The organism is Haloarcula vallismortis ATCC 29715 (genome assembly GCF_000337775.1).
Taxonomy (GTDB): Archaea; Halobacteriota; Halobacteria; order Halobacteriales; family Haloarculaceae; genus Haloarcula; species Haloarcula vallismortis.
The window spans coordinates 20,208-40,930 of record NZ_AOLQ01000056.1 but is presented as its reverse complement, the minus strand read 5'-3'; the positions used below and the strand labels follow the sequence as shown (position 1 = coordinate 40,930).

The following is a 20,723-nucleotide window of genomic DNA, read 5'->3' as shown; positions in this document are numbered from 1 at the left end:
CTGAAGACAACGCCGACTGTCGACACTAATGCTGGGAGATACGACCGGTGACGTCGACGGCGATAGCGACACCAGCGAGCGAAACGACACACAGACGCCTGCCGGGGAACTCGCCGACACAATCCGGACGACGCTCGGGCCCAACGGGCTGGACAAGATGGTCGTCGGCGAGAACGGAACGGTCATCGTCTCCAACGACGGGTCGAGCATCGTCGAGTGGATGGACATCACCCATCCGGTCGGCCGGCTGGTCGAACGGGCCGCGGCCGCACAGGACAGCGCCGTTGGGGACGGGACAACGACAGCTGTCGTGCTCGTCGGCGCACTCCTCGACGAGGCTGCGACACTCCGTTCGGATGGGCTCCATCCGACAACAATCGTCGACGGCTACGTCAAAGCTGCAGAGGCCGCCCTCGACCAGTTCGGGCAGTACGAGCGTGGCCTCGACTGCCGACACGACGACCGGCTGACACAGATTGCAAAGACCGCTGTCACGGGGCGCTGGGACGACGTGTCGACCGACCGGTTCGCCGAACTGACCCTCAACGCACTGGAGGCCGTCGAATTCGACACGTCGAAACTCACACTCAGGTCCTATCACGGCGGCGAACTCCGCGAGTCAGCGTGCCTTGACGGCGTCGTGGTCGATCTAAAGAGTTCTTCGACTGCTCTGGAAGCGCTCCACCCGCGCGCCGAAACTGACGACGAGCCAGCCGTCGCGATGGTCGACGGCGAAATCGGTATCGAGGAGTCGGACCGCGTCCAGTCGGTGGAGGTCCGGGACACCACCCAACGGAGCGCGTTGCAGGACTACGAGCGGGAGCGCAAAACGGACCTCGTAGAGCAGGTGGTACAGTCAGGCGCGACCGTTATAATCTGTCAGAAATCAATCGACGAAGCGGTCAGAACCGCACTCGCCCAGCGTGGTGTGCTCCCCGTCGAACGGACCCGGCGGGACGAGTTTGACGTTATCGCACGGGCGACGGGGAGCACGCCGGTCATGTCCGTCGATGAACTTACCGAGGATGACACCGGTACTGTCGAGTCAGTCACACGGCGGACGGTCGGGACGACTCAGACACTCGTGCTGCAGGGCTGCCCCGAGGAGCAACGAAGAACAGTACTGCTCCGTGGCGGCACGCCACACGTCGCGGAGGAGGTCCGCCGCATCGTGACAGACTGTATCGATGTCATCCGCGGTACACTCGACGGTGGCACGTTCGTTCCGGGCGGGGGTGCGGTGCCGGCCGCGCTGGCTATGGAGCTCGCCGCCCTGTCCAGTGGGATACCGGACCGGACACAGCTCGTCTTCGATGGGTTCGGAACCGCGCTGGAATCGCTCCCACGGACACTGGCCTCGAACGCGGGTACGGACCCACTGGACACGCTGACAGCGATAAGACAGCGACACGACGCCGGCTCAGAGACGGTCGGTGTCGGTCCTGATGGCAATCCACGCGATATGATTGTAGCGGGTGTTCTGGAACCATCGATGGTGTTCAAGAGTGCACTGCAACGGGCAGTCGCCGTCGTGACACAGATCCTTCGAGTCGACGACATCGTGCGGACCAGCGCAGGCGAGCGCGGAGCCGACGGTGAACACGACCACGCTCACACGGCAACGGGTGGCTACCCGTGGGCGGTGGGACATTGAGGGCATGACAGGTGTGCAGACACAGACGGCTATCCAGCCGGCCGGATACTGAATCAGGGTGAGTTACCCGTCTTCGTCCGCTGAAGCGCGTTCGCGCTGGACCACAAACACCGGTCCGAGAAACCGGTCGGCGACCTGATCGGCCGGCATCCCGAACACGAACGTCGTCAGCGACGGGTCGGTTTCACCCATCACGACCGCGTCAAACGAATCAGCCACGTCCACAATTGCGTCAAGGGGTTTCCGGTCGCGGTCGATCCGCGTCTCGATAGTCGACGAATCCATCCCGAACTCCACCAGACGGTCCGTCATTCCACTGAGAAGTGTCTGGATATCGTCGTCCGTCGTGTCTTCGGCCGCAACGTGATACAACGTCACGTCGGCGTCCGTCGCTCCGAACACACTCGCGACGACACGGGAAAGGCGGTCAACCCCGATGGCCCCGCGGACCGGGACCAGCACGTCTTCGACTGGCCCCGTGGCGTTCGGAACGAGAACGGCCATGCAGTCGTGCTCGTAGATCATGCGGTCAATCGTCTTCTGGCCGTTATGGGTGAACACGAGCCGCCGCTCGACAGTGGCTCCGGCCTCCTCGAACATCTCTTCGTACTCATCGAGCCGCCCCACGGCCCGGTCCTCGAACTGCATCCGGGCCTGTCCGGGGGCAGTCTGTTCTGGGATGACGTGATACCCCAGCAGGACGACGTGGGTATGCGCAAGTAGCTCAGGGATACCCTCAGGGACCGATTCTCCTTCGAGCACGCGGATCGGGACGAGTATCGATGGTCGGTCCGTCATAATTAGATGTCTCCTTTGAGTGTCACATCCCCAGCGTAATAACGGTACCAGAGGTACGAGGCGAGCATGACCACGATGCCGATACCGATAGATGCGGGCTGCATGAAGACAATTAGTCCGAAGCTCGCGAACGCACCCATACCCGGGACCACCGGATAGCCCGGCACCCGATAGCTGGGCGAGTACCACTCGGGGTTCCGACGGCGCAACACGATCAGGGCGATACACATCAGCCCGTACATAATCAGGTGAAGAAACGAGGCAACCTCAGCCAGCAGTTCGACCCGGCCAGTCGCGACGAGGACGAGAATCGGTCCGCCAGCGGAGAGCAACGCGACGTGCGGAGTGCCGTACCGAAGGTTGACCTCGCTCGCCTTTCTGGGGAGCAGGGCATCACGGCTCAGAGCGTAGACCGCCCGCGAAGCGCTAAGAATCGACGCGTTCGCGCTCGAAAACGTCGCCAGCAGCCCGGCACCCAGAATCGCGACCGCACCGGGCAACCCGAGGAAGTCACGGGCGACTTCGACCATCGCTGTCTCCCCGAACGCTCCCAGTCGTGCAGCGCCGAACGCGCTGGTCGCGACGAAAATTGTGACAACATAAAAGACGGTGACAGTCAGGACCGACCCCACCATCGCCAGCGGCAGATTCCTGCCCGGCTGTTTGATTTCACCCGCGACAGTAGCGACCTGCGCGAACCCCAAGTACGACGTGAACACGAGCGCCGCGGTCGTCAACACCCGGAAGTATCCTCTGGAGAAGAACTGTTCCGGAACGGTTCCGCCACCGAACACCCCCACAGCATCGAGAACACCGTAAGAAAGGAACGCTGTGAGCACGACGAGGAGAATCCCGACCACCGCGTTCTGAATCTTCGCAGTGTTTTCCGTGCCGCCGATACTGAGTGCCGTCAGCGCGACCCCGAACAGCAGCCCGATGCCGATGACTGGACTGAACGGGAGTGAGATGTTGAGCTCAGTGAACACGGCGCTCGCGTAGTGACCGAGTCCGACCAGATAGAACGCGGATGCGAACATCAGCCCCAGCCACAGTCCGAGGCCCACGATTGCGCCATACGCCGTTCCCATTCCTCGCGAGATGAAGTAGTACCCGCCGCCGCTCCGGGGCATCGCCGTGGCGAGTTCGGAGGTCGGAAGCGCCACGAGCAACGCGACCAGCCCACCGATTGCGAACGAGAGCGTCGCTGCCAGCCCAGCGTTGGCGGCCGCTAACCCGGGAAAGACGAAGATTCCGGCCCCGATCATCGTCCCGATACCGATTGCCAGCCCGCCGACCAACCCGATTGTCCGTTCGAGCTCAACGTCGTCGTCGTGGACGACCGCGTCGTCGGTGACGGCTTCCGGCTCCTCGACAGGTGCCTCACCGGCGACGTTCTCGCCCGCTGGTTCCACGTCGACAGGCCGGTCAGTCATATGACACCAGTTATCTCAGCTGTCGGATAAAACCGCCGACGAGATGGAGACCGGGCGCTGCGGGCGGGACCCGCGATACCACTGTCTGCCAGTCGAAACACCTCTATGGCTACATCACGTACCCATAGTACTGTGCGTTTCAGCCATCGGGTCCGAGCGCTCACAATTCCCGACGAAATCCGGGACGCGATAGCGGCACGTATCGCGGCGAGTCATCCCCACGAGGCCGGCGGCTACCTGGCGTGTACGCGACGGGATGACCGGCTGTACGCGACTGACCACGTCCCGCTCGACAATGTCTCCCCGAGGCCGCGGCGTCGGTTCGTCGCCACGGCCACCGATGACGTGCCGCCGGAGCCCCGCGTGTTCTATCACTCACACACGTCGGCGTCAACACCGTCCGGCCTGACGGGTACCGACCGGCGAAACATCCGCGATCGCTTTGCACTCGTCGTGTTCGCCCCGCACGGAGAGCCCTACAGTTACCGGCTGTTCCGACTGGGCGTGGTTAACTGGCGAGAGGTCCCCGTGATGGCGGAAGAGTCCACCGAGGAGACGACCCGACTGCCCCGGCTTGTCTGAGGTGGCTGTAGGCGCGCATCGAATCGGTACTGCTGTGAACTGGGAGCGAACGGTATCGACAGGTAGAGCGCGGATACCCTCGGCTCAGTCCTCTTCGCCGCCAGCTACGATGTTGGGGTTGCTCTGTTTCTCGACGCTGTATATCGGGTAGTCGTCCTTGGTGACGTAAGCGATGACGAGGAACGACACGAGCCCCACCGCGGCGGCGATGAACGTCGGAAGGCCGTCGAAGGCGGCAGTGAAGATATCGTTGGGGATGTACAGGAGCGTGTTCTCGTAGGCGTACGTCGTCGGCACCAGCACGAAGAGTACGAGACGGGTCGCGGAGCCGGCGACCATCGAGCCGAGTGCCGCCGGCGTGGTTGCGATATCGGACCAGTACAGCCCCATCACGAGCGGGACGAACGCGCCGGCCAGCATGATGTCGAACGCCAGCACGAGCAACATCCCGGTCGCAGACACCCGTATCGCGAGGAACACACCCAGCAGCGTAATCGGTACGGACATCAGGCGCGTGACGGTGAGCAGTTTGTCGCTCTCCGAGCCGAAGAAGCCCCCGTCGACGCCGCCGTCCGCGGCCGTCGCCGGGCTGGCAGTACTCTCTTCGTCGACGCGGATGTTGCCGATGTTCCGGGCGATGACCGCCGACGTTCCCAGTATCGCGCCGTCGCTTGTCGAGAACGAGGCGGCGACGATACCGGCGAGGACGAGTGCGGCCAGCCACGGAGGAATGGCGTTCTGGAGTAGCGTGTACAGCACGGCCTGGTTCCCGGCCTCGACACCGAGCGAGGCGAGAATCGGGTTTGCCGACAGCGCGACGACGGAAAACGGGACGCCGATGACGAGCGTACCGGCGGCCCCGATGAAGCAGGCTTTCTGTGCGGTTTCCGGGCTATCAGCCGCGAATACCCGCTCCATGAAGTCGATGGCGACGATGTCACCGAGACCAAGAGCGACGATGGTGGCGAGGTTGATGTACGCCCCCTGGCTCGGGTCGGTGAGTTGTCCGAGGTTGGTCGGCCCCATCCCGGAGGGGATCGTGAGGCCGTAGTTAGCCGTGATGTAGACAATGAGCGCGATGGAGCCGACGAACGCGATCCCTGCCTGGATTACGTCGGTGTAGGCCACCGAGAACAGCCCGCCGGCGACGGTGTACGCGAGCACGAGCCCGGCGATGATGAACACGCCCAACTGGAAGCTCGTTCCGACGAAAATCTGGAAGAGGTAGCCGCCGGCGACGAGGTTCCCCGCAAGCAGGAACGCGTAGGCGACGGACATAATCACACTCGCGACGATTTCGGCGGTGCGGCCGTACTTCCGGCGGTAGAAGTCCGGCAGCGTCGTGAGGTTGAGTCGGTTCATCGGTTTCGCGAAGAACAGCCCAGTGAGGAACAGACAGAGCGCCAGCCCAACGGGCAGGGCCGCGCCGGCCCAGAAGCCGAAGCCAGCCGCGAGGTCGGTGTTGCCGAGCGTCGCGTTCGAGTCAAGCGACTGCGCCATCAACGTCGCCGCGGCCAGCGGGAGAATGAGTCCCCGGCCGGCGACGATGTAGTTGATGCTGTCGCCCTTGACCTTCTTGGCGACGTAGAACCCGATTGCCATCATCGTCACGATGGTGGCAGCGAGGCCGTAGAGAATGACGCTCACGGCGACCCACCTCCGCTGACAATTGACCAGATATAGTTGATATGAGCGCACGTTCCACCAGCATTAGCCCCGAACAGGTTTCGATTTGGACGGTATTGAGTCACATGAGTTTCGTTTTGAGCACTGCATAAAGGAGTTGTGACAGTATTGTTTACACAGTAGAGTTATCCCGCAACGCCCATGCACTGTAGTCACAGGTAGGTGGATACATGTACAGTATCTATCGACTGAGTTTCCTAGAACTGTTTTAATACTGTAGCCAGAGCCGAGTGAAATTTCATTCACTTCTGTACGCCTTTGGAGTATTTGTGTCGACCCAAAGTAGAAAATACGCCCCAATCGGACAACAGGTAGAGAATTCGATGGACATACCTCGAAAACAAGAGAGGACTAAACAGTGACGCCCGACCCGATTCGAATGAAACGGAAGGTACAGCAGTTAGGCTCCTCCACGCTGGCAGTGACGGTACCCGTCGACTGGGCGCGCCAACACGACATCTCGAAGGGTGATGAAGTCATCGTCCAGCGCGACGAGAACGGCGGGTCGCTGCTCGTCGTCCCCGAACAGCCAACCATCGAGGACGTAGAGGCGACTATCGACGCCGACGCGCTGACCGCCGGCGCGCTCGAACGGGCTATCATCACGCAGTACGTTCTGGGCCGACAGCTCATCCGGGTCGAGGCGACAGCGCCACTGGGTCTCGAACACCGCAACGCCGTGATGAACGCCGAGCGCCGACTGATGGGACTCGGCATCGTCGAACAGGCCGAAACGACGGTGACGGTCCGGTGTTCGGTCGCACCGGAGGACTTCGACCTCCCGACGCTGCTTGGCCGACTCAGCCGTACTGAGGCAGTGATACGCGGGGACGCGATTTCCGCGCTTATCGAGGGAGACACCACCCTCGTCGAGACCGTTGAGGGCCGCCAGGAGCAGGTCGAGAAGCTCTTTTACCTGTTCCTGCGCCTAGTGTTTACCATCTATCGGAACCCGCGGCTGAACCAGGCCGTCGGATTGGAGACGGGCTTTCCCCTCATCGGCTACCGCTCGGTCGCACAGGACGTGGTGCTGATGACCGACACTGCCATCGAGATCGCGGGCCTGGCGACCGATTCGGCGACGCCCGACCAGACGACCGCGTCGAAACTCACCGAACTCGGGGACGCACTCGACGACGCCGCCAGTGCCACCCGCTCAGCGGTAACGACGCCGGACTACGATGCGACCGAAGACGCCCGCGCCGCGTTCGACCTGGTCGACGACCGTATTGCCGACCTGAACGCCCACCTCGAAGCCGAGCGGCCCGAACCGCTGCTGGCGCTCCAACGTGCCGTCGTCCTGCTGGAGCGAAGCGCCAGACACGCCCGCGATAGCCTCTCGGTCGCGACACATCTGGCCTTTCGGAACGACCCCTCGCTTGTCACCGGGGAGTAACTGCCGCCCAGCGGCCGACGGGTGACCCGCTGATTAAATTCCTTAAGGAAACTCCCACGGTACATGTCCACTCGTGGTCATAGGAGTGGGTTTTACACATTCGAAGGAACGCTTATCCGTAGTTCGCAAGCATCTACTTCTGTCGACAAACGCGCCGGGTTCGACCAGTTCGAATCCGGAAAACTACCACATCATGACCGACCGAAACGGCGACGACATCTACGGCGACAAGCACAAGGAAGCGAACGAACCCATCTTCAGCGGTATCCCGACGTTCCTCAAGCTCCCGGAGGTCGAACGCGACGCCCTCGACGAGGAGGACGTCGACATCGGCATCCTCGGCGCACCGCTGGACACGGCGACGACCATCCGTCCGGGGACTCGGTACGGTCCGCGTGCCGTTCGGGCCGCCTCGACAGTGCCCTCGCCCCCCTACGAACACTTCAACATCGAGACCGGCGTCGACCCCTTCGACACGTTCAGCGTCGCCGACACCGGTGACGCGGCTGTCTCCCCCGGCGACACTCGCCAGAGCCAACTGAACATCGAGGACGCCGTCTACGAGATCAGCGAACAGGCCACGCCTATCGTCATCGGCGGTGACCACTCCATCTCCTACCCTGATATCAAGGGCTGGGCCGAAGCGAACGACTACGACGACATCGGGCTGATTCACTTCGACTGTCACGCCGACACCGGTGACGAGGGGCTGACCGGCTTCGAGTACGACCACGGCGCGTGGGTCAAGCGCGTCTTCGACGACGACCTCATGGCCGGCGAGAACTACACCCTCATCGGCCCGCGTGGCTTCTGGCCCGGCCCGGACACCTACGAGGAGATGCGAGAGGCCGACATGAAGTGGTACACCTCCATGGAGGTCGGCAATATGGACCTCGACGACATCGTCGCAGACGCGGTCCAACGGGCCACCGACGGCACCGACGCCGTGTGGGTCTCCTTCGACGTGGACGTGATGGAACCGGCCTACGCGCCCGGCACCGGCGAACCCGAACCCGGTGGCCTCATCCCGCGTGAGGCTATCTACATGGTCCGTGAAGTCGTCAAGGCGCTCGACCCCGAGGACTTCGGCTTCGACGTGGTCGAGGTTTCGCCGGCCTACGACACAAGCGACAGTAGCTCCTACAACGGCGGTGTCACCAGCGGGCTGGCCAACCGCCTCATTATCGAGGTCATGGGGAGTATGGCACTCGCCGAGAAGGGACTCGAATCGGGCGACCCGATCAAGCCCAAGGAACCGCTCGGTCCCACGGAAGAAGCCGAGACGCCCGCCGACGACTGACCCAGCAGCGTTTTTATCGGCGTCTATCGCTGCCACTGGCGTCAGTCCGATTTTCGTCCCGGCCCCCGAGGCACGGTTCCATATCCGTCAGGAGTAGGCATTGGGCTCCCGGAGCCCACCAGCGACGCCCCGACGGTGACACTACTGACCGACGGCGCGCCCTGAGCGTTCCGCTATTTCGAGTGCCCACACGTTGGGGTTTTCCTGTAGTTCGTACTCGGAGAGGAGGTTCGATTGGTACGCGTTGTCGGCGAGCGCTTCACGCGCGGTGTCCCAATCATCGATACTGATGCGGTTGAGCGGTCCAGCGACAATCACGCTCCGCCATGCCCCGTTCGGGTCGACATCGAACGTGGTGAAACTCGCCACATCGGTCTGCTCTGCGTACATCTCCTTTCTGAGTTCAGCACTTGCGCCCAAGAACACGAAGTACAGCGTGTCATCGCCGTCGTATCCGAAGGACAATGGCACACCGTAGGGCACACCATCGACGGCCATCGACAGGACGCCGACGCCGCTCTCCACCAGCACTTCGTCTACATCCGATTCGTCCACTTCTCCACCCAATAACGGTTGGTACTCTCTACTCATACGCCGAATATATAACTGATACTGGATTAAAACCCAACAGTATTCTCACGAACTCGGAATTTAGCTCGTGATTGATTGGTGTGGATTCGTTCCCGGGAGTGAACGCAGAGGCGATGACCGTGACAGTTACCGGGATTCGACAGTATGCCATGGCTTCAGGTAGCTACAGCTCCAACGACACCCTGTGTCTTGGTGGCAGTGTACGAACTGCGGCTTTCGGTACGCATCTCATCCGGGTAAGTGCGAACAGTGCGGGGCGGAGACGTTCGCGGTCCACGAGCCGTCGATGAAGGAACGGCTCCTCCGTCCATCTCTCGTTATTACGATCACTGGACTTCTGTTGCTACTCGCGATTCTATATCTGACATATCTGTAGCCGCTGTCCCGTGACCAAGGCCGGATTCCCCGTAACAGATACTCGTCAGCGAGCCTTTACTACAGAGCCCACTATCGACAGACCTGCCGAGCCGGTTTTTTGACTGCAGCGCTAACCAGTGATATGGAGGCAGTTCTCACCGCTCTGGGGCGGTCGCAGCGAGACGACGGCGACGACGGGGAGTTCTACGGCAGCCCAAGGTTCGTCAGGCACGCTGATGAAGGGTTCCACAGGCGGTTGACGGATGTCTACGATTCGGTGTTGTCCTCCGGCGACCGGATCTTCGACGCGATGAGTAGCTGGGTCTCACACCTGCCGGACGGCGACTACGGTCGCACTGTCGGTCACGGACTCAACGAAGCCGAGCTCACGGCCAACGACGCACTCGATGAGTGGTTCGTCCAGAACCTGAACCGGGACCAGTCGCTCCCTCTCGATGACAACACGTTTGACGCGGTGCTGTGTGCGTTATCCGTCCAGTACCTCCAGTACCCCGGTGCCGTGTTCAGCGAGTTCAGCCGCGTTTTGGCCCCTGGTGGATGCGTCGTCATCAGCTTCACGAACCGGATGTTCCCCACGAAAGCAGTCCGAGCCTGGCGCGTTGCCGACATGACGGAACGGACCTCTCTAGTCGAAGCGTACTGCCGAGCCGGCGGGCTGTCAGTAACGGAGATAGTCGAGGCGCACCCGGAAACCGACCCGCTTGTCGCTGTCATCGCACAGCACGAATAGCCAGAGGCCTCGAATACGTTGGCAGGGCGATAGCTGCGTCACAAGCGTCACATACTGTCGGCTGTGAGTCCGTGGAGAATTTCGCCAGCCCAGGGTGGCGAATATCTCGCACCAGTCACAGCCAACAGTGTCAGATGCAGAACACTCGTTCTCAGCCCGTGTGAAAGTACCTACTGCTGGGGCGGCTTGCGTCGTGAACGGGTCCAAGCGGTAGTGTTGTCCACCAGCTGTGCGACACCATTTGTGTCTCCAGAACAGAAGATACAGCATGACATCGGAACAGCACGATGCCACGGAACCGCCAGCTACTGAGCCGAACCCCGCGGCGCTATCGTTTGTCGGCGGCTTTGTCGGGACAGTTGCCGGGCTCAAGCGCGGCGGCGTTCCCGGCGCTGTCGTCGGTGGACTCGTCGGTGGGACGGCAGGATACGTCGCCGGTGCCGCATCGCAGGAAGCGAGCGCCGGGTACGAGCCACCTAGTGACGAGCCGATCACAATCGATACGTCGGACGCCGAAGGCGACGATACACAAGAGGATGAAAGCGATGATATGGCAGAGGGCGAGGAGACGGGAGAGGACGAAGGCGATGATACGGTGGAGGACGAGGGCGAGGCTGAGCCGGCAGATGAGCACAGTGCCGACGGCGAACCCGAACGCGAGGACGACAGCAGCAGTGACGAGGGAGACGGTCCGGATGACGAAGGCACCTGATCGAGACTGATACTGATTGTTGGAGACTGTTTCCGGAGCAGGCCGACACCGGGGTCGGTAGACAACGGACCGTTGCGATAACCGTCATGTGAGACACAGCGCTTCCGACCTGCCTGTTTGCTGTAAGACTGCGGACTGGAATCCACCCCGGCGAACTGCTCGTGTCCGTTGCTGATACACATGTTCCAAGCAAAGCGGCGACCAGCGTTCGCGGGTACCGATACACCCTCGCATTTTTGCCGTCACCAGCCGTGCGTTGAGGGGTGGTAGCAATTCAGCCTGAGTTGGACGGGCGTACCGCTCTCGTGACGGGGTCCGCAAAGCGGGTCGGTCGCGAAGTGCTTCTCGAGTTGGCGGCTGCCGGTGCCGATGTCGCTGTGCACTACCGGACGAGCGAGACAGCGGCGGCAGAGACAGCGGCCGACGCACGGGAGCACGGCGTCGAGGCGGCAACTGTGCACGGAGACGTAACAGCGCCTGAATCCGTCGATGCGCTGTTCTCGGACTGCGAATCGGAACTGGGAACCGTCGATATCCTGGTCAACGCTGTCGGGCCGCTTCCACAGGGGCGGTGGGACGAGCTGTCCCTCGACGAGTGGAAGACCGCGGTCGAGGGGTGTCTGTACTCGACGTATCTCTGCTCGCAACGGGCGCTCCCGTCAATGCGGGCAGGCGGGTGGGGCCGCATCGTCAATTTTGGTGTAGCGGATGCCCGAGATGACAGGGCAGTGCCGATGAACTTCCCATATTTCGCGGCAAAGAAGGCAGTCCTGCAGTTCACGCGAACGTTAGCGTACGATACACAGGACGACGGAATCACAGTCAACGCCGTGTCGCCGTTCGCCGTCGAAAATACCGTCGTCGACGTCTCGGAGTTCCCGCGCGGGCGACCGGCCACATTCGAGGACGTCGCCGCGCCGATTCTGTTCTTCTGTAGTGACGCGGCCGACTACATTTCCGGCCAGAACGTCGCTATTGATGGTGGCCGTCTACAGGAGGCCTAACGGGGGAACAGCCCGCGCACAGCCGAGGGAGGACCCCAGTAGCATGGGATTGCCTCGGAACCTACCCGTCGTATCGAGCTACCAGCTACAGTGTCACCGGTGCCGGTATCAGGCGCTGTCAGCGGCGTCTGACCCGTCGCCGTCTCGCTGTGCGAGGACGATGCCGGCGATGAAACACACGGCTCCCAGTCCGTACAGGCCATAGCTCAGGAGCTGTCCCGAAGCGAGGAACCCAGCGACGAGCAGGACGCCGAACGCAGTGTGGAGAATAGCAGTCTGGTTCACACACTTTTTAGCGCGCTTAGGAGCAAAAATGGCCCGGTTGGAGATAGTCGCTTCCAGACCAACACGTCATCTGGCTCCGTGTCTGTGGTGAAAGCGGGCCAGCGGTGGTAGGGTCTGTGTACTCTCGGCTCACGCCAAGCGACAAAGGCGTAATAACCGTTCAACCCTTTGCTGAAACGTATGGTTGGACACACTGTCACGTTTTCTGACCCGCACGTCCTCACTGACGGTGACGCGGTTGAACTCGCGGTCGATGGCTACGAGGACGTTGGGAGTATGTACATCCTCGAACTTACTGACGGGACCACACAGTCAGTCGGAAAGCAGCTCGTAGAGACCATCAGCGAGCAATCGAAGTAGGGGAGCGGTCTACGAACTACCATCAGTGACCATGAGATGGGTATCGCAACGACTACCGATACTGTCGGCTGTTCCTCTTGCAGGATATCCGCTACTCCAGGGTAGCGATAGTCTACACAGACGGACAGACGGTAGTGTGAGGCCGTTCACAGCGACTGACGACCCGACTCACGGCGGCTCGAAATGCCGTGAGCTACAGACTGACGCTTGGTCTCTCTCCAGCCCAGTGTCGCCAGAGCAAAGTCGAGGGATTACATGACCGGGCTGGGACTCTCCCTGGTTCTCAGGTTCGACGGCAGCGTGCATTACGGCCCCGCGAACGTCTCACCGCGGGCCGCAGCTATCGGCTACGTCGTCGAGGCCGGACGACGGTTAATCGAGGGCTCGCGCTCGCTTTCGACGTTCGTCTCAAGCACCCACGTCGAGTTCCGGGCGCTGGTCGCCGGGGCTCGCGCTGTCGCTGCGCTCGCGACACACCGCGAGGTCAGCAGCGTCCACGTCCGGGGCGACGCTGCAGCGGTTATCCAGGCTGTCGACCCGAGCCGTGACGCCACTCCGGGTGATGCCGTCCGGCGTCGCCGCGTGAGCATCGTCCGGGACGCCCTCGCCGATGTGCCTCAGGTGTCGTATCGCTGCGTGAAGCGGGGCAAAAATCAGCGTGCACACGCTCTCGCGGCACGCCCACACCGACTGTCTGACTAACGCCCCGCTGCAGAACGCGCAACGCTGTTTACACGTCCTCCCGATAGCCGACAGCGCAGTCCTCGAACACACCCGTCTGTTGGAACGGGCAGGCACAGCCGATAAGCATCAGCGAGCCGTGTACACGTGTATGGGAGACGATAGTAACGTCGAGGAGTATCTGGACCCTGAACTCGACCAGCAGGTATCAAACGCCGCTGCGACGGACCGAGAGCCGGTCCCGGGCCCGTTTTCGCTCTCACAGATAGTCCTCGGTGCGCACGTCTTCGCCGCGGCCGGGATTTCCCTGTTCATTTGGCCCGCGTTCCGTAACGGGAACGTCCCACAGGTAGTGACGCTGTTGACGCTCGTCTGTCTGTTGCTCGTCGCCGGCGTCTATACGAGACGAGTCGCCAAGCGGCGAGAGCCGTAACTGCTTAGCTGGTATTTGCATATAGGGGGAGCTGGTGCGGAGGATGTCACGTAGCCAATGTCGGTTGTTTTGAGCCTGAGGCACGTACGCGATGCATGGACATCGGTGCGTCGACTGGCCCCTACGTCGAGCGAATCGAGTCATTGCCGTCCAGGTTTAGCTTCGCCGAAATCGCTCTCGGCGAAGGCGAACTGCCTCTCGCTGACATCGATACAGACCGTCTCGCTGAGCGATTCAGCAGGCACAATCTGTCTGCGGTGGTCCACCTGCCGTACAGACAGCCGTTATCTACCCCGGTAGACCGGATCGACGACGAAACGGTCGCATATCTCGACAGGGTACTAAAAACAGCGGCATCCCTCGATGCACACACGGCTGTTGCCCATCCCAGCGCGCGTGGCGCCGGCCACGCAACAGACCGATTGACCGATCGGATGTCGGAATTAGCTGCATGCGGCCGGTCGCGCGACGTTACAGTCTGTTTTGAAACAGTCGGGTACGCCGGTGGTGTCGAACTCCACCGCCTCGGTGACCTGGCGACGCGAGCCGACGTCGCGATCTGTCTCGATGTTGGCTACGCGTATCTGGAAGCCGGAGCAGAGGGCGTCGCCGAGTTCCTCGACTCGTATGGCGACCTCGTTGAACACCTGCACGTCCACGGGGCGCGTCACCGCGGGGACACGCACATTCCAGTCGGCAGCGGCGATGTGGAGTACGGTCCCATTGGTACTGCACTCGCAGACACCGTCGATGATGCCACCGCCACAATCGAGGTGTTCACCGACGACCCGGAGTACCTGACGTTGTCAGCCCAGAAGTTCCGGAGCGCTGTTGGGAACGATGCTGCCAGCGACCCGGAATCGGCGTAGGCTATACCATTGTGAAGGCGTGCTCTCCGCTCAGGCGGGACGGAGTCGAACGAGCGGTGCGCTTGGAGCGTCGATTACAGCGAGGACGTGCTCAGTGCCGGGTTCGACGGCGACATCGCGGATTCGCCACCCGCGGCCGTCGAGGAGCGGCGTCGCTTCCTCGACCGTGCGTCCGTCGACAGTGAACCGGGCGAGGTATTGTGAGGCCAGTCCGCCGACGAGCAGGTCGCCAGTCCACTCCGGGAAGGCGTCACCGGTGTAGAAGGTCGCACCGCTGGGCGGGAATCCCCCCGACCCGCAGTCCCACGAATAGACCGGTGCGACGACATCGTCACGCTCCGCGTGGCTGACGCCGATAGGGTCGCCGCTGCCGTAGGTACAGCCCTCGTCGGCGATAGGCCAGCCGTAGTTACCGCCCCGTTCGACGATGTTGATTTCGTCGCCGTCCTGTTCCCCGAACTCGGCCTGCCAGATAGCGCCGGTGTCGGGGTGGACGGTCATCCCCTGGGCGTTGCGGTGGCCGTAGCTGAGGATCGAGTCGACGGCGTTGGGGTCGTCGGTGAAGGGGTTCGACTCGGGAATCCCGCCCGAGGGCGTCAGTCGAAGCGTAGTCCCGAGCTCGTTTGTCCTGTCTTGTGCGACGTGGTCAGGCCCGAAATCCTTGAACTGTCGGTCACCGACAGTCATGTACAGCAACTCCTCCGGGCCGAAGACGACGCGGGAGCCGAAGTGTCCGTCAGAGTCGACGAACGGCTCGGCAACGTGGAGTTGTTCGAATGTCTCAAACTGCGCCTCAGTTACGTTGAGGCGACCACGCCCCAGATGCGTGGCCGACGCACCGCTGTCGTTAGCCTTCGAATATGTCAGATAGACCCATGCCGGATCCGGAAAGTCAGGATGGAGCACCGCATCGAGCATCCCGCCCTGACCGCTCGCGTACACTGACGGTGCGCCACTGACAGGCGTGACCGTGCTGTCGTCCGAATCGACCAGCACCACGCGGCCGACGCGCTCAGTGACCAGCACCTGCGAACCGGCAGGCAGCGGCGTGATGCTCCAGGGCGATTCGAGTCCGTCAGCGACGGTTTCGACGGCCACAGCCGTCTCTGAACTGTCAGTCTGTCCGGCATCCGTCGCTGTAGCGCCGTCACCTTGCTGGTCGTCACTGGGAGTACTACAGCCTGTGAGTGTGCCAGCCACCGTAAGTCCGCTCACAGCGAGGAATGTCCGTCTGTCCATCGTAGCCACGGCTACGGTCTCAGTGCTGTTAACTGCGGTCCCAACTGCGTGCAGTCGGCCCACACTGACTGTGTCGGCAGTCGATAGCGGACTCGTTGCCAGCCTGACGAGGCCAGCTTCCGGAACCGCGCTGTGGCCACACTACAATCGGGCGTGCGTAATCGCGTCCTCGGCGGTGTCTCCGACGTACTCGTAGAATTGCCCGCGCAGGCTGTCACTGTGCTGTGACATCTGTGTGATGACTGCGACGCGGTCGCTTTCGACGGCGAATACAATATCGAGCGAGAGTCCATAGAACTCACCGCGCAGTGTGAATTCATTGTCCGGGTAGAGATTGTCGTGGTTCGGTGACGTGCGTCGGCAGACGTACCCAGTGTGTTCCCGCAGAACCGTTTCGAGTTGTGCTGGGGACAGATATCGGTCTGCTTTCTCTGCAGCAGTATGACTTACTTCGACCCGGTCGATAGTCATCAGTTGGTTACTCGATACGGCAGTACGACTTATTGCAGCTCCTATCCACAGATTCGAGTCGCCGAGTCGAGCGATGCGTCAGCCGCCGTCGAGCCCCACAGCACTGGCTACTCGGTTTTCCCACGCCACTGCAGCGAGTTAGTGTGTAGCTCGACGACCGTGGGACGCTCCCCATCGAGCATTCGGTCGGCGATCTCGATAGCCTGTCTGAGTTCTGCCACCGAGAGATGTTCGTACGCCGGCCGTCCGTCGACGTGGTCGTACCACTCGTCTTCGAACACGTTGTCGAGGACGACGCGACTGAAACAGTGGTCCTGACAGATCGGCCAGTCTCCACGCGCCCGGGCTCGTTGCGGGAGGGTTTCAGTGACCTTCCGCAGATACGTCTCCCGGAGCGACGCAATATCAACCCCGTGTAGCGTCGTCTGCCCCATGTGGAACACACAGTTCTCCGGGAGAATAACGCTGTCCGTGTGGTCTGGCCCGAGAGGCAATCGTATTCGTCACCAGAGAGAGCCGGAGCTGGGGTCGCATAACAGGTGTCGCACGGATACCACACTACCCATCGTATGCCTGTATGTCGCCATCGACTGCGGAGACACGGCGTCGCAGGTCACGATTCGCGGCTTGTGACACCGCTACGTGAAGATAGATCGCATCGTCGTATTCGACCGTATGCACGGTCGCTTCTTCGTATAGCTCAGAAACAAGCGTATGCGCCGGGTCACTATACGGGAGTTTGATAGCAAGCTCCGACGTGTCGAGCGTCGCTTTGAGCGTTTCACGGGCCGTAGACTCGGTGTCGGACGGCAGTGCACGACACCGGACGTCGAACTCTTCGGCGACCGCGGCACGCAGGCTCTCACGGCCCTCGCCGACGCACAGGACACACGTCGCCTGTTCGATTGCCGCCGTCAGGCCGGGGAGTGCCCGTCCCAGCCAGTCCGGAATGCCGTGAGTTCCGGGTATCCCGGGCGTGTCGGTCACGGCGAGTGTGTGTGGTCCGACCGTCGTCGTCGCCGTCGTTGGCTGCGCTGGACGGCCGGCGGTAGCAGTTGCAGTTGTCTCGGTGAGGGCGGCCCAGAGAGGCGTCGTCGGCGCAGTGACCCGGCCAAGCAGCACTATCCGCCCGTCAACGTCCGAGTAGCCGGTCTGAATCCGCTGGGAGGCTGCTGTCTGTTGCGCCGCGAGTGTGTCCCGCAACTGCTGTATCTGTTCGTCATATGCCGCGACAGAGCCACTTGTGCCGGACGGGCCGCGGTCAGCCGCCTCGCGCTGCGCGGCGGCAGCCCCACGGCGGGCAATTCGAGCGTGCTGTAGTTCGAGACACGTCGCCGCAACGGGGTTTGCTTCGCCAAGCCACTCCCAGACGGCGGCACGCACGTCACGAACAGTGACAGGTTCGAGTCGAGACCGTAAGTCAACGTGCTGTCCCGGGTGCATCTGTCCATCGACAACAACAGTAGCAGGCGCGGTATCATCGTCGGGATAGCGCCGCTCGATTGTTTCGATAGTTGCAGGTGAAAGGTAGTACTGGTTGTCTTCCGGACAGTCAGTGGTGAGTGTCACAACCGGCCCATCGGTCTGTGCCGAAGCCACGGCTGACAGGCCGTGAGTAAGCCGTCCGGACTGGCTCACAAGAAGTGTTGGCGCAGTCATCAGCCGACAGTTGCTATATGTTCCTGCAGGTCTTGGGCCTGTCGCGGCGAAGTGTCTTTGAGGGAGCCGCGGTTACCGTTCGTTGATGGACCGTCACAACGAGCCAGCAGGTGACAGAGAGCGGCTGCCATCGGAGACGCTCTCGCCGCTGGCAACGCGGGTCGACGAGCTCCTGGCCCTGTATCGATACGAACTCACCCCCGCTATCGATGCCATCAATGCTGCCGTTGCTGGCTACGGTGGCCTATTCGACCCGGAAACGTCCGCCGATGAAATACGGACTGCAATCGACGGGCTTGTGGAATCTGGCCCGCCCCCGTCACAGCAGGACGCGGCTACTTCTGAAGTGTCACAGGTAGTTCTCTATGTGGACGGCAGCGCACACAGTAACGGCCCGGCCGGTGCCGGAGCGGTGATTCAGGCGGACGAAACACCGATTGCCCGACTCGGGCGTCCGGTCGGCTCCCGGACGAACAACAACGTCGCAGAATACGCTGCTCTCCACCTCGGACTGCAGGCGCTGGCTGCGCGGTGTGACCCCGATACAGTCGAGATACGTATCGATTCGATGACCGTCATCAACCATATCTGGAGGGACAAGGAGAGCACCGTGCAAGCGACGCCATACAGTACCGCAATTACTGACCACCTATCAACGCTCCCGACCCACGAGTGGACGCATCTCGCAGACAGTGACCCGAACCCAGCTGATGCACAGGCGACAGTCGGGGCCGACATCGCAGCTCTCGGTCCCGGGTGAGACAGGTCCCAACGAACCTGTCGTTTGCGTCACTCAAACCGTGACTCACCGGCGTCAGATCGCTGTGTAGGTCCCCGCCGTTCTGCTGTTTTTATTGCTTGAGCACGTACGGTATGGTAATGTATACTGACGGAGAGTACGATTACGATGTGGCCGTGGTCGGCGGTGGGCCGGCCGGGCTGACGAGCGCGCTATACGCCACTCGACTCGGGATGGACACGATTGTCATCAACCGCGGTGGCGGCCGCGCCGCGATGATGACCGACACGCACAACGTCATCGGCGTCACTGAGGACGTTTCGGGGAACGAGTTCTTAGAAACTGCCCGCGAGCAGGTGCAGGATTACGGCGGGACCTACGAGCGAGGCTTCGTGGAGTCGGTCGAGCCACTCGCAAACGGGGACGAGGACGGATTCACGGTGACGACGGATGACGACGAACTAGCGGTCAAGCGGGTCGTCCTGGCGACCGGGTTCGCCGACGAGCGTCCGGACCCGCCGTTGCCGCGCACTGGCAAGGGGCTGCACTGGTGTCTCCACTGTGACGCGTTCATGTTCGTCGGCGAACCGGTCTTCGTCATGGGCACCGGCGAAGCCGCGGCCCACGTCGCGATGATTATGCTGAACTACACCGACGACGTGGACATACTGACCCGCGGTGAAGAGCCGGAGTGGAGCGACGAGACGCAGACGATGCTCGACAATCACCCGGTCGAAATCATCGATACAGAGCTGTCGGGCAAGCAGACTGACGACGACGGCTGGCTCTCAGCCTACGAGTTCGAAGACGGGAGCGTTCGGGAGTACAAGGGCGGCTTCCCGATGCTGGGGTCGAACTACCACGCGGAACTGGCCGATGAACTGGGGCTCGATAGAAACGACGACGGGACGGTGGCAGTCGACGACCACGGCGAGACCAGTGTCTCCGGGGTCTACGCCGTTGGTGATCTCACGCCGGGCCACAACCAGATCCCGATTGCGATGGGTGAGGGGGCTGATGCAGGCATAGCGATCCACAAAGACCTCAGGAAATACCCGCGTTCAGTTGACGAAATCGAGTCCGAGGGAGCGGTCGAGGACGTGGACGTTCCCGCAGTCTCGGCGGAGCTGTTCGCAACAGCGCTGACACACGAGGGACACGCCGCCGGGCCACGCTCGGAGGCGACGCCAGAGGCCCGCGCTGACGACGACTGACGCTCCGGGAAAGACTGTCTGCAAGATACAGTGAGGCAACCGAGTATCAGCCCAAGGGCTATTCGTCGGCGGTTTCGCGCTGTCGGTAGGGTTCGAGTAAGTCGTCGAGGAGCAAACAGCGGGGGTCGGTGACGGGGTAGGCAGTGTCGATGTACTCCTCTGCCGTCTCGATGTCACCGCGAATCGCGAACTGTCGGACGCGCGCGGCGTTCTCATAGAAGTTCTCGTTGATCTCCGGCGACATCTCGGGACCGTTGGTAGCCGGCTGGTGTTGGAAGACCTCTTTCTGGAGTTCGTCGAAATCAACCATCTCGGGTTCGTAGTCCTCAATCTCCGAAAGAACGTACTCAACGGCGAACCGCTGGAACTCGGACTTGTTCGAGAAGACACCCTCCGCTACCATCTCCTCGACGCAGTCTATCACCGCTTCGGGAAACCGGACCGTCGATTTTACCACGTGATTATTACCATACTGTCGACCCATATAAAATATACTCACGCGGGGCCTG

At 61.9% G+C, this 20,723-nt stretch carries 23 protein-coding genes; 13 read left to right on the top strand and 10 right to left on the bottom strand.

Annotation, left to right across the window (positions count from 1 at the left end; genetic code table 11):
- The first annotated feature begins 28 nt into the window (after positions 1-28).
- Positions 29-1,654, top strand: a complete 1,626-nt coding sequence (locus C437_RS13515) for a TCP-1/cpn60 chaperonin family protein (RefSeq protein WP_004517528.1) — start codon at positions 29-31, stop codon at positions 1,652-1,654.
- Positions 1,655-1,717: 63 nt separating this feature from the next.
- On the opposite strand, the gene C437_RS13510 is transcribed toward C437_RS13515, so the two are convergent.
- Complete coding sequence (locus tag C437_RS13510) at positions 1,718-2,452, bottom strand: universal stress protein (protein ID WP_004517527.1); 735 nt, start codon at positions 2,450-2,452, stop codon at positions 1,718-1,720.
- Positions 2,453-2,454: 2 nt separating this feature from the next.
- On the bottom strand, positions 2,455-3,885 hold the full coding sequence (locus C437_RS13505; RefSeq protein ID WP_004517526.1) for an APC family permease: 1,431 nt from the start codon (positions 3,883-3,885) through the stop codon (positions 2,455-2,457).
- 105 nt (positions 3,886-3,990) lie between these two features.
- Here C437_RS13505 and C437_RS13500 point away from each other — a divergent pair, with 105 nt between their 5' ends.
- The gene (locus C437_RS13500; RefSeq protein WP_049919804.1) at positions 3,991-4,467 is read left to right on the top strand and encodes a Mov34/MPN/PAD-1 family protein; all 477 of its coding nucleotides are present in this window, start codon (positions 3,991-3,993) and stop codon (positions 4,465-4,467) included.
- Between the two features lie 84 nt (positions 4,468-4,551).
- Here the strand turns inward: C437_RS13500 and C437_RS13495 are convergent, their stop codons facing one another.
- Positions 4,552-6,114, bottom strand: coding sequence for a sodium:solute symporter family protein (locus C437_RS13495; protein ID WP_004517524.1), 1,563 nt, complete (start codon positions 6,112-6,114; stop codon positions 4,552-4,554).
- Positions 6,115-6,532: 418 nt separating this feature from the next.
- On the opposite strand from C437_RS13495, the gene C437_RS13490 reads away from it, so the two are divergent.
- Both C437_RS13490 and C437_RS13485 read left to right on the top strand, forming a co-directional pair.
- Positions 6,533-7,549, top strand: coding sequence for an AbrB/MazE/SpoVT family DNA-binding domain-containing protein (locus C437_RS13490; RefSeq protein WP_004517523.1), 1,017 nt, complete (start codon positions 6,533-6,535; stop codon positions 7,547-7,549).
- Positions 7,550-7,742: 193 nt separating this feature from the next.
- Positions 7,743-8,849 carry an agmatinase family protein gene (locus C437_RS13485; protein WP_004517522.1) on the top strand — a complete coding sequence of 369 codons (1,107 nt, stop codon included), beginning with the start codon at positions 7,743-7,745 and terminating at the stop codon, positions 8,847-8,849.
- A gap of 141 nt (positions 8,850-8,990) precedes the next feature.
- Here C437_RS13485 and C437_RS13480 read toward each other — a convergent pair whose 3' ends face one another.
- Positions 8,991-9,440, bottom strand: a complete 450-nt coding sequence (locus C437_RS13480) for a pyridoxamine 5'-phosphate oxidase family protein (protein WP_049919803.1) — start codon at positions 9,438-9,440, stop codon at positions 8,991-8,993.
- A 499-nt stretch (positions 9,441-9,939) separates the two neighbouring features.
- On the opposite strand from C437_RS13480, the gene C437_RS13475 reads away from it, so the two are divergent.
- The 3 genes from C437_RS13475 (at position 9,940) to C437_RS13465 (ending at position 12,264) form a co-directional block, all read left to right on the top strand.
- Entirely contained in the window at positions 9,940-10,548 is a 609-nt protein-coding gene (locus C437_RS13475; protein WP_004517520.1) for a class I SAM-dependent methyltransferase, read from the top strand.
- Positions 10,549-10,816: 268 nt separating this feature from the next.
- Positions 10,817-11,260 carry a hypothetical protein gene (locus tag C437_RS20975; protein ID WP_004517519.1) on the top strand — a complete coding sequence of 148 codons (444 nt, stop codon included), beginning with the start codon at positions 10,817-10,819 and terminating at the stop codon, positions 11,258-11,260.
- Between the two features lie 305 nt (positions 11,261-11,565).
- Positions 11,566-12,264: an SDR family NAD(P)-dependent oxidoreductase gene (locus C437_RS13465; protein WP_079992072.1), complete on the top strand. Its 699-nt coding sequence runs from the start codon at positions 11,566-11,568 to the stop codon at positions 12,262-12,264.
- Between the two features lie 108 nt (positions 12,265-12,372).
- On the opposite strand, the gene C437_RS20660 is transcribed toward C437_RS13465, so the two are convergent.
- A complete protein-coding gene (locus C437_RS20660) occupies positions 12,373-12,549 on the bottom strand; it encodes a hypothetical protein (RefSeq protein WP_004517517.1) in 177 nt (58 codons plus the stop codon).
- A gap of 180 nt (positions 12,550-12,729) precedes the next feature.
- On the opposite strand from C437_RS20660, the gene C437_RS13460 reads away from it, so the two are divergent.
- The 4 genes from C437_RS13460 to C437_RS13445 all read left to right on the top strand — a co-directional run bounded on the left by C437_RS13460 (position 12,730) and on the right by C437_RS13445 (position 14,892).
- A complete protein-coding gene (locus C437_RS13460) occupies positions 12,730-12,909 on the top strand; it encodes a hypothetical protein (RefSeq protein ID WP_004517516.1) in 180 nt (59 codons plus the stop codon).
- Between the two features lie 255 nt (positions 12,910-13,164).
- A complete protein-coding gene (locus C437_RS13455; RefSeq protein WP_004517515.1) occupies positions 13,165-13,611 on the top strand; it encodes a reverse transcriptase-like protein in 447 nt (148 codons plus the stop codon).
- Positions 13,612-13,741: 130 nt separating this feature from the next.
- Entirely contained in the window at positions 13,742-14,023 is a 282-nt protein-coding gene (locus C437_RS13450) for a hypothetical protein (RefSeq protein ID WP_004517514.1), read from the top strand.
- 95 nt (positions 14,024-14,118) lie between these two features.
- Entirely contained in the window at positions 14,119-14,892 is a 774-nt protein-coding gene (locus tag C437_RS13445; RefSeq protein WP_004517513.1) for a sugar phosphate isomerase/epimerase family protein, read from the top strand.
- 30 nt (positions 14,893-14,922) lie between these two features.
- Here the strand turns inward: C437_RS13445 and C437_RS13440 are convergent, their stop codons facing one another.
- From C437_RS13440 to C437_RS13425, 4 genes are all read right to left on the bottom strand, one after another.
- A complete protein-coding gene (locus C437_RS13440) occupies positions 14,923-16,131 on the bottom strand; it encodes a PQQ-dependent sugar dehydrogenase (RefSeq protein WP_004517512.1) in 1,209 nt (402 codons plus the stop codon).
- A gap of 141 nt (positions 16,132-16,272) precedes the next feature.
- The gene (locus C437_RS13435; protein ID WP_004517511.1) at positions 16,273-16,602 is read right to left on the bottom strand and encodes a hypothetical protein; all 330 of its coding nucleotides are present in this window, start codon (positions 16,600-16,602) and stop codon (positions 16,273-16,275) included.
- A 107-nt stretch (positions 16,603-16,709) separates the two neighbouring features.
- A complete protein-coding gene (locus tag C437_RS13430) occupies positions 16,710-17,036 on the bottom strand; it encodes a hypothetical protein (RefSeq protein WP_004517510.1) in 327 nt (108 codons plus the stop codon).
- Positions 17,037-17,160: 124 nt separating this feature from the next.
- A complete protein-coding gene (locus tag C437_RS13425) occupies positions 17,161-18,261 on the bottom strand; it encodes a hypothetical protein (RefSeq protein ID WP_004517509.1) in 1,101 nt (366 codons plus the stop codon).
- Positions 18,262-18,346: 85 nt separating this feature from the next.
- Here C437_RS13425 and C437_RS13420 point away from each other — a divergent pair, with 85 nt between their 5' ends.
- Positions 18,347-19,021 carry a ribonuclease HI family protein gene (locus C437_RS13420; protein ID WP_004517508.1) on the top strand — a complete coding sequence of 225 codons (675 nt, stop codon included), beginning with the start codon at positions 18,347-18,349 and terminating at the stop codon, positions 19,019-19,021.
- Between the two features lie 119 nt (positions 19,022-19,140).
- Positions 19,141-20,214, top strand: a complete 1,074-nt coding sequence (locus C437_RS13415) for an NAD(P)/FAD-dependent oxidoreductase (protein ID WP_004517507.1) — start codon at positions 19,141-19,143, stop codon at positions 20,212-20,214.
- A gap of 58 nt (positions 20,215-20,272) precedes the next feature.
- On the opposite strand, the gene C437_RS13410 is transcribed toward C437_RS13415, so the two are convergent.
- Positions 20,273-20,671 (bottom strand): ribbon-helix-helix domain-containing protein, encoded by a 399-nt coding sequence (locus C437_RS13410; protein WP_004517506.1) that lies wholly within the window; start codon positions 20,669-20,671, stop codon positions 20,273-20,275.
- Between the last annotated feature and the right edge of the window lie 52 nt (positions 20,672-20,723).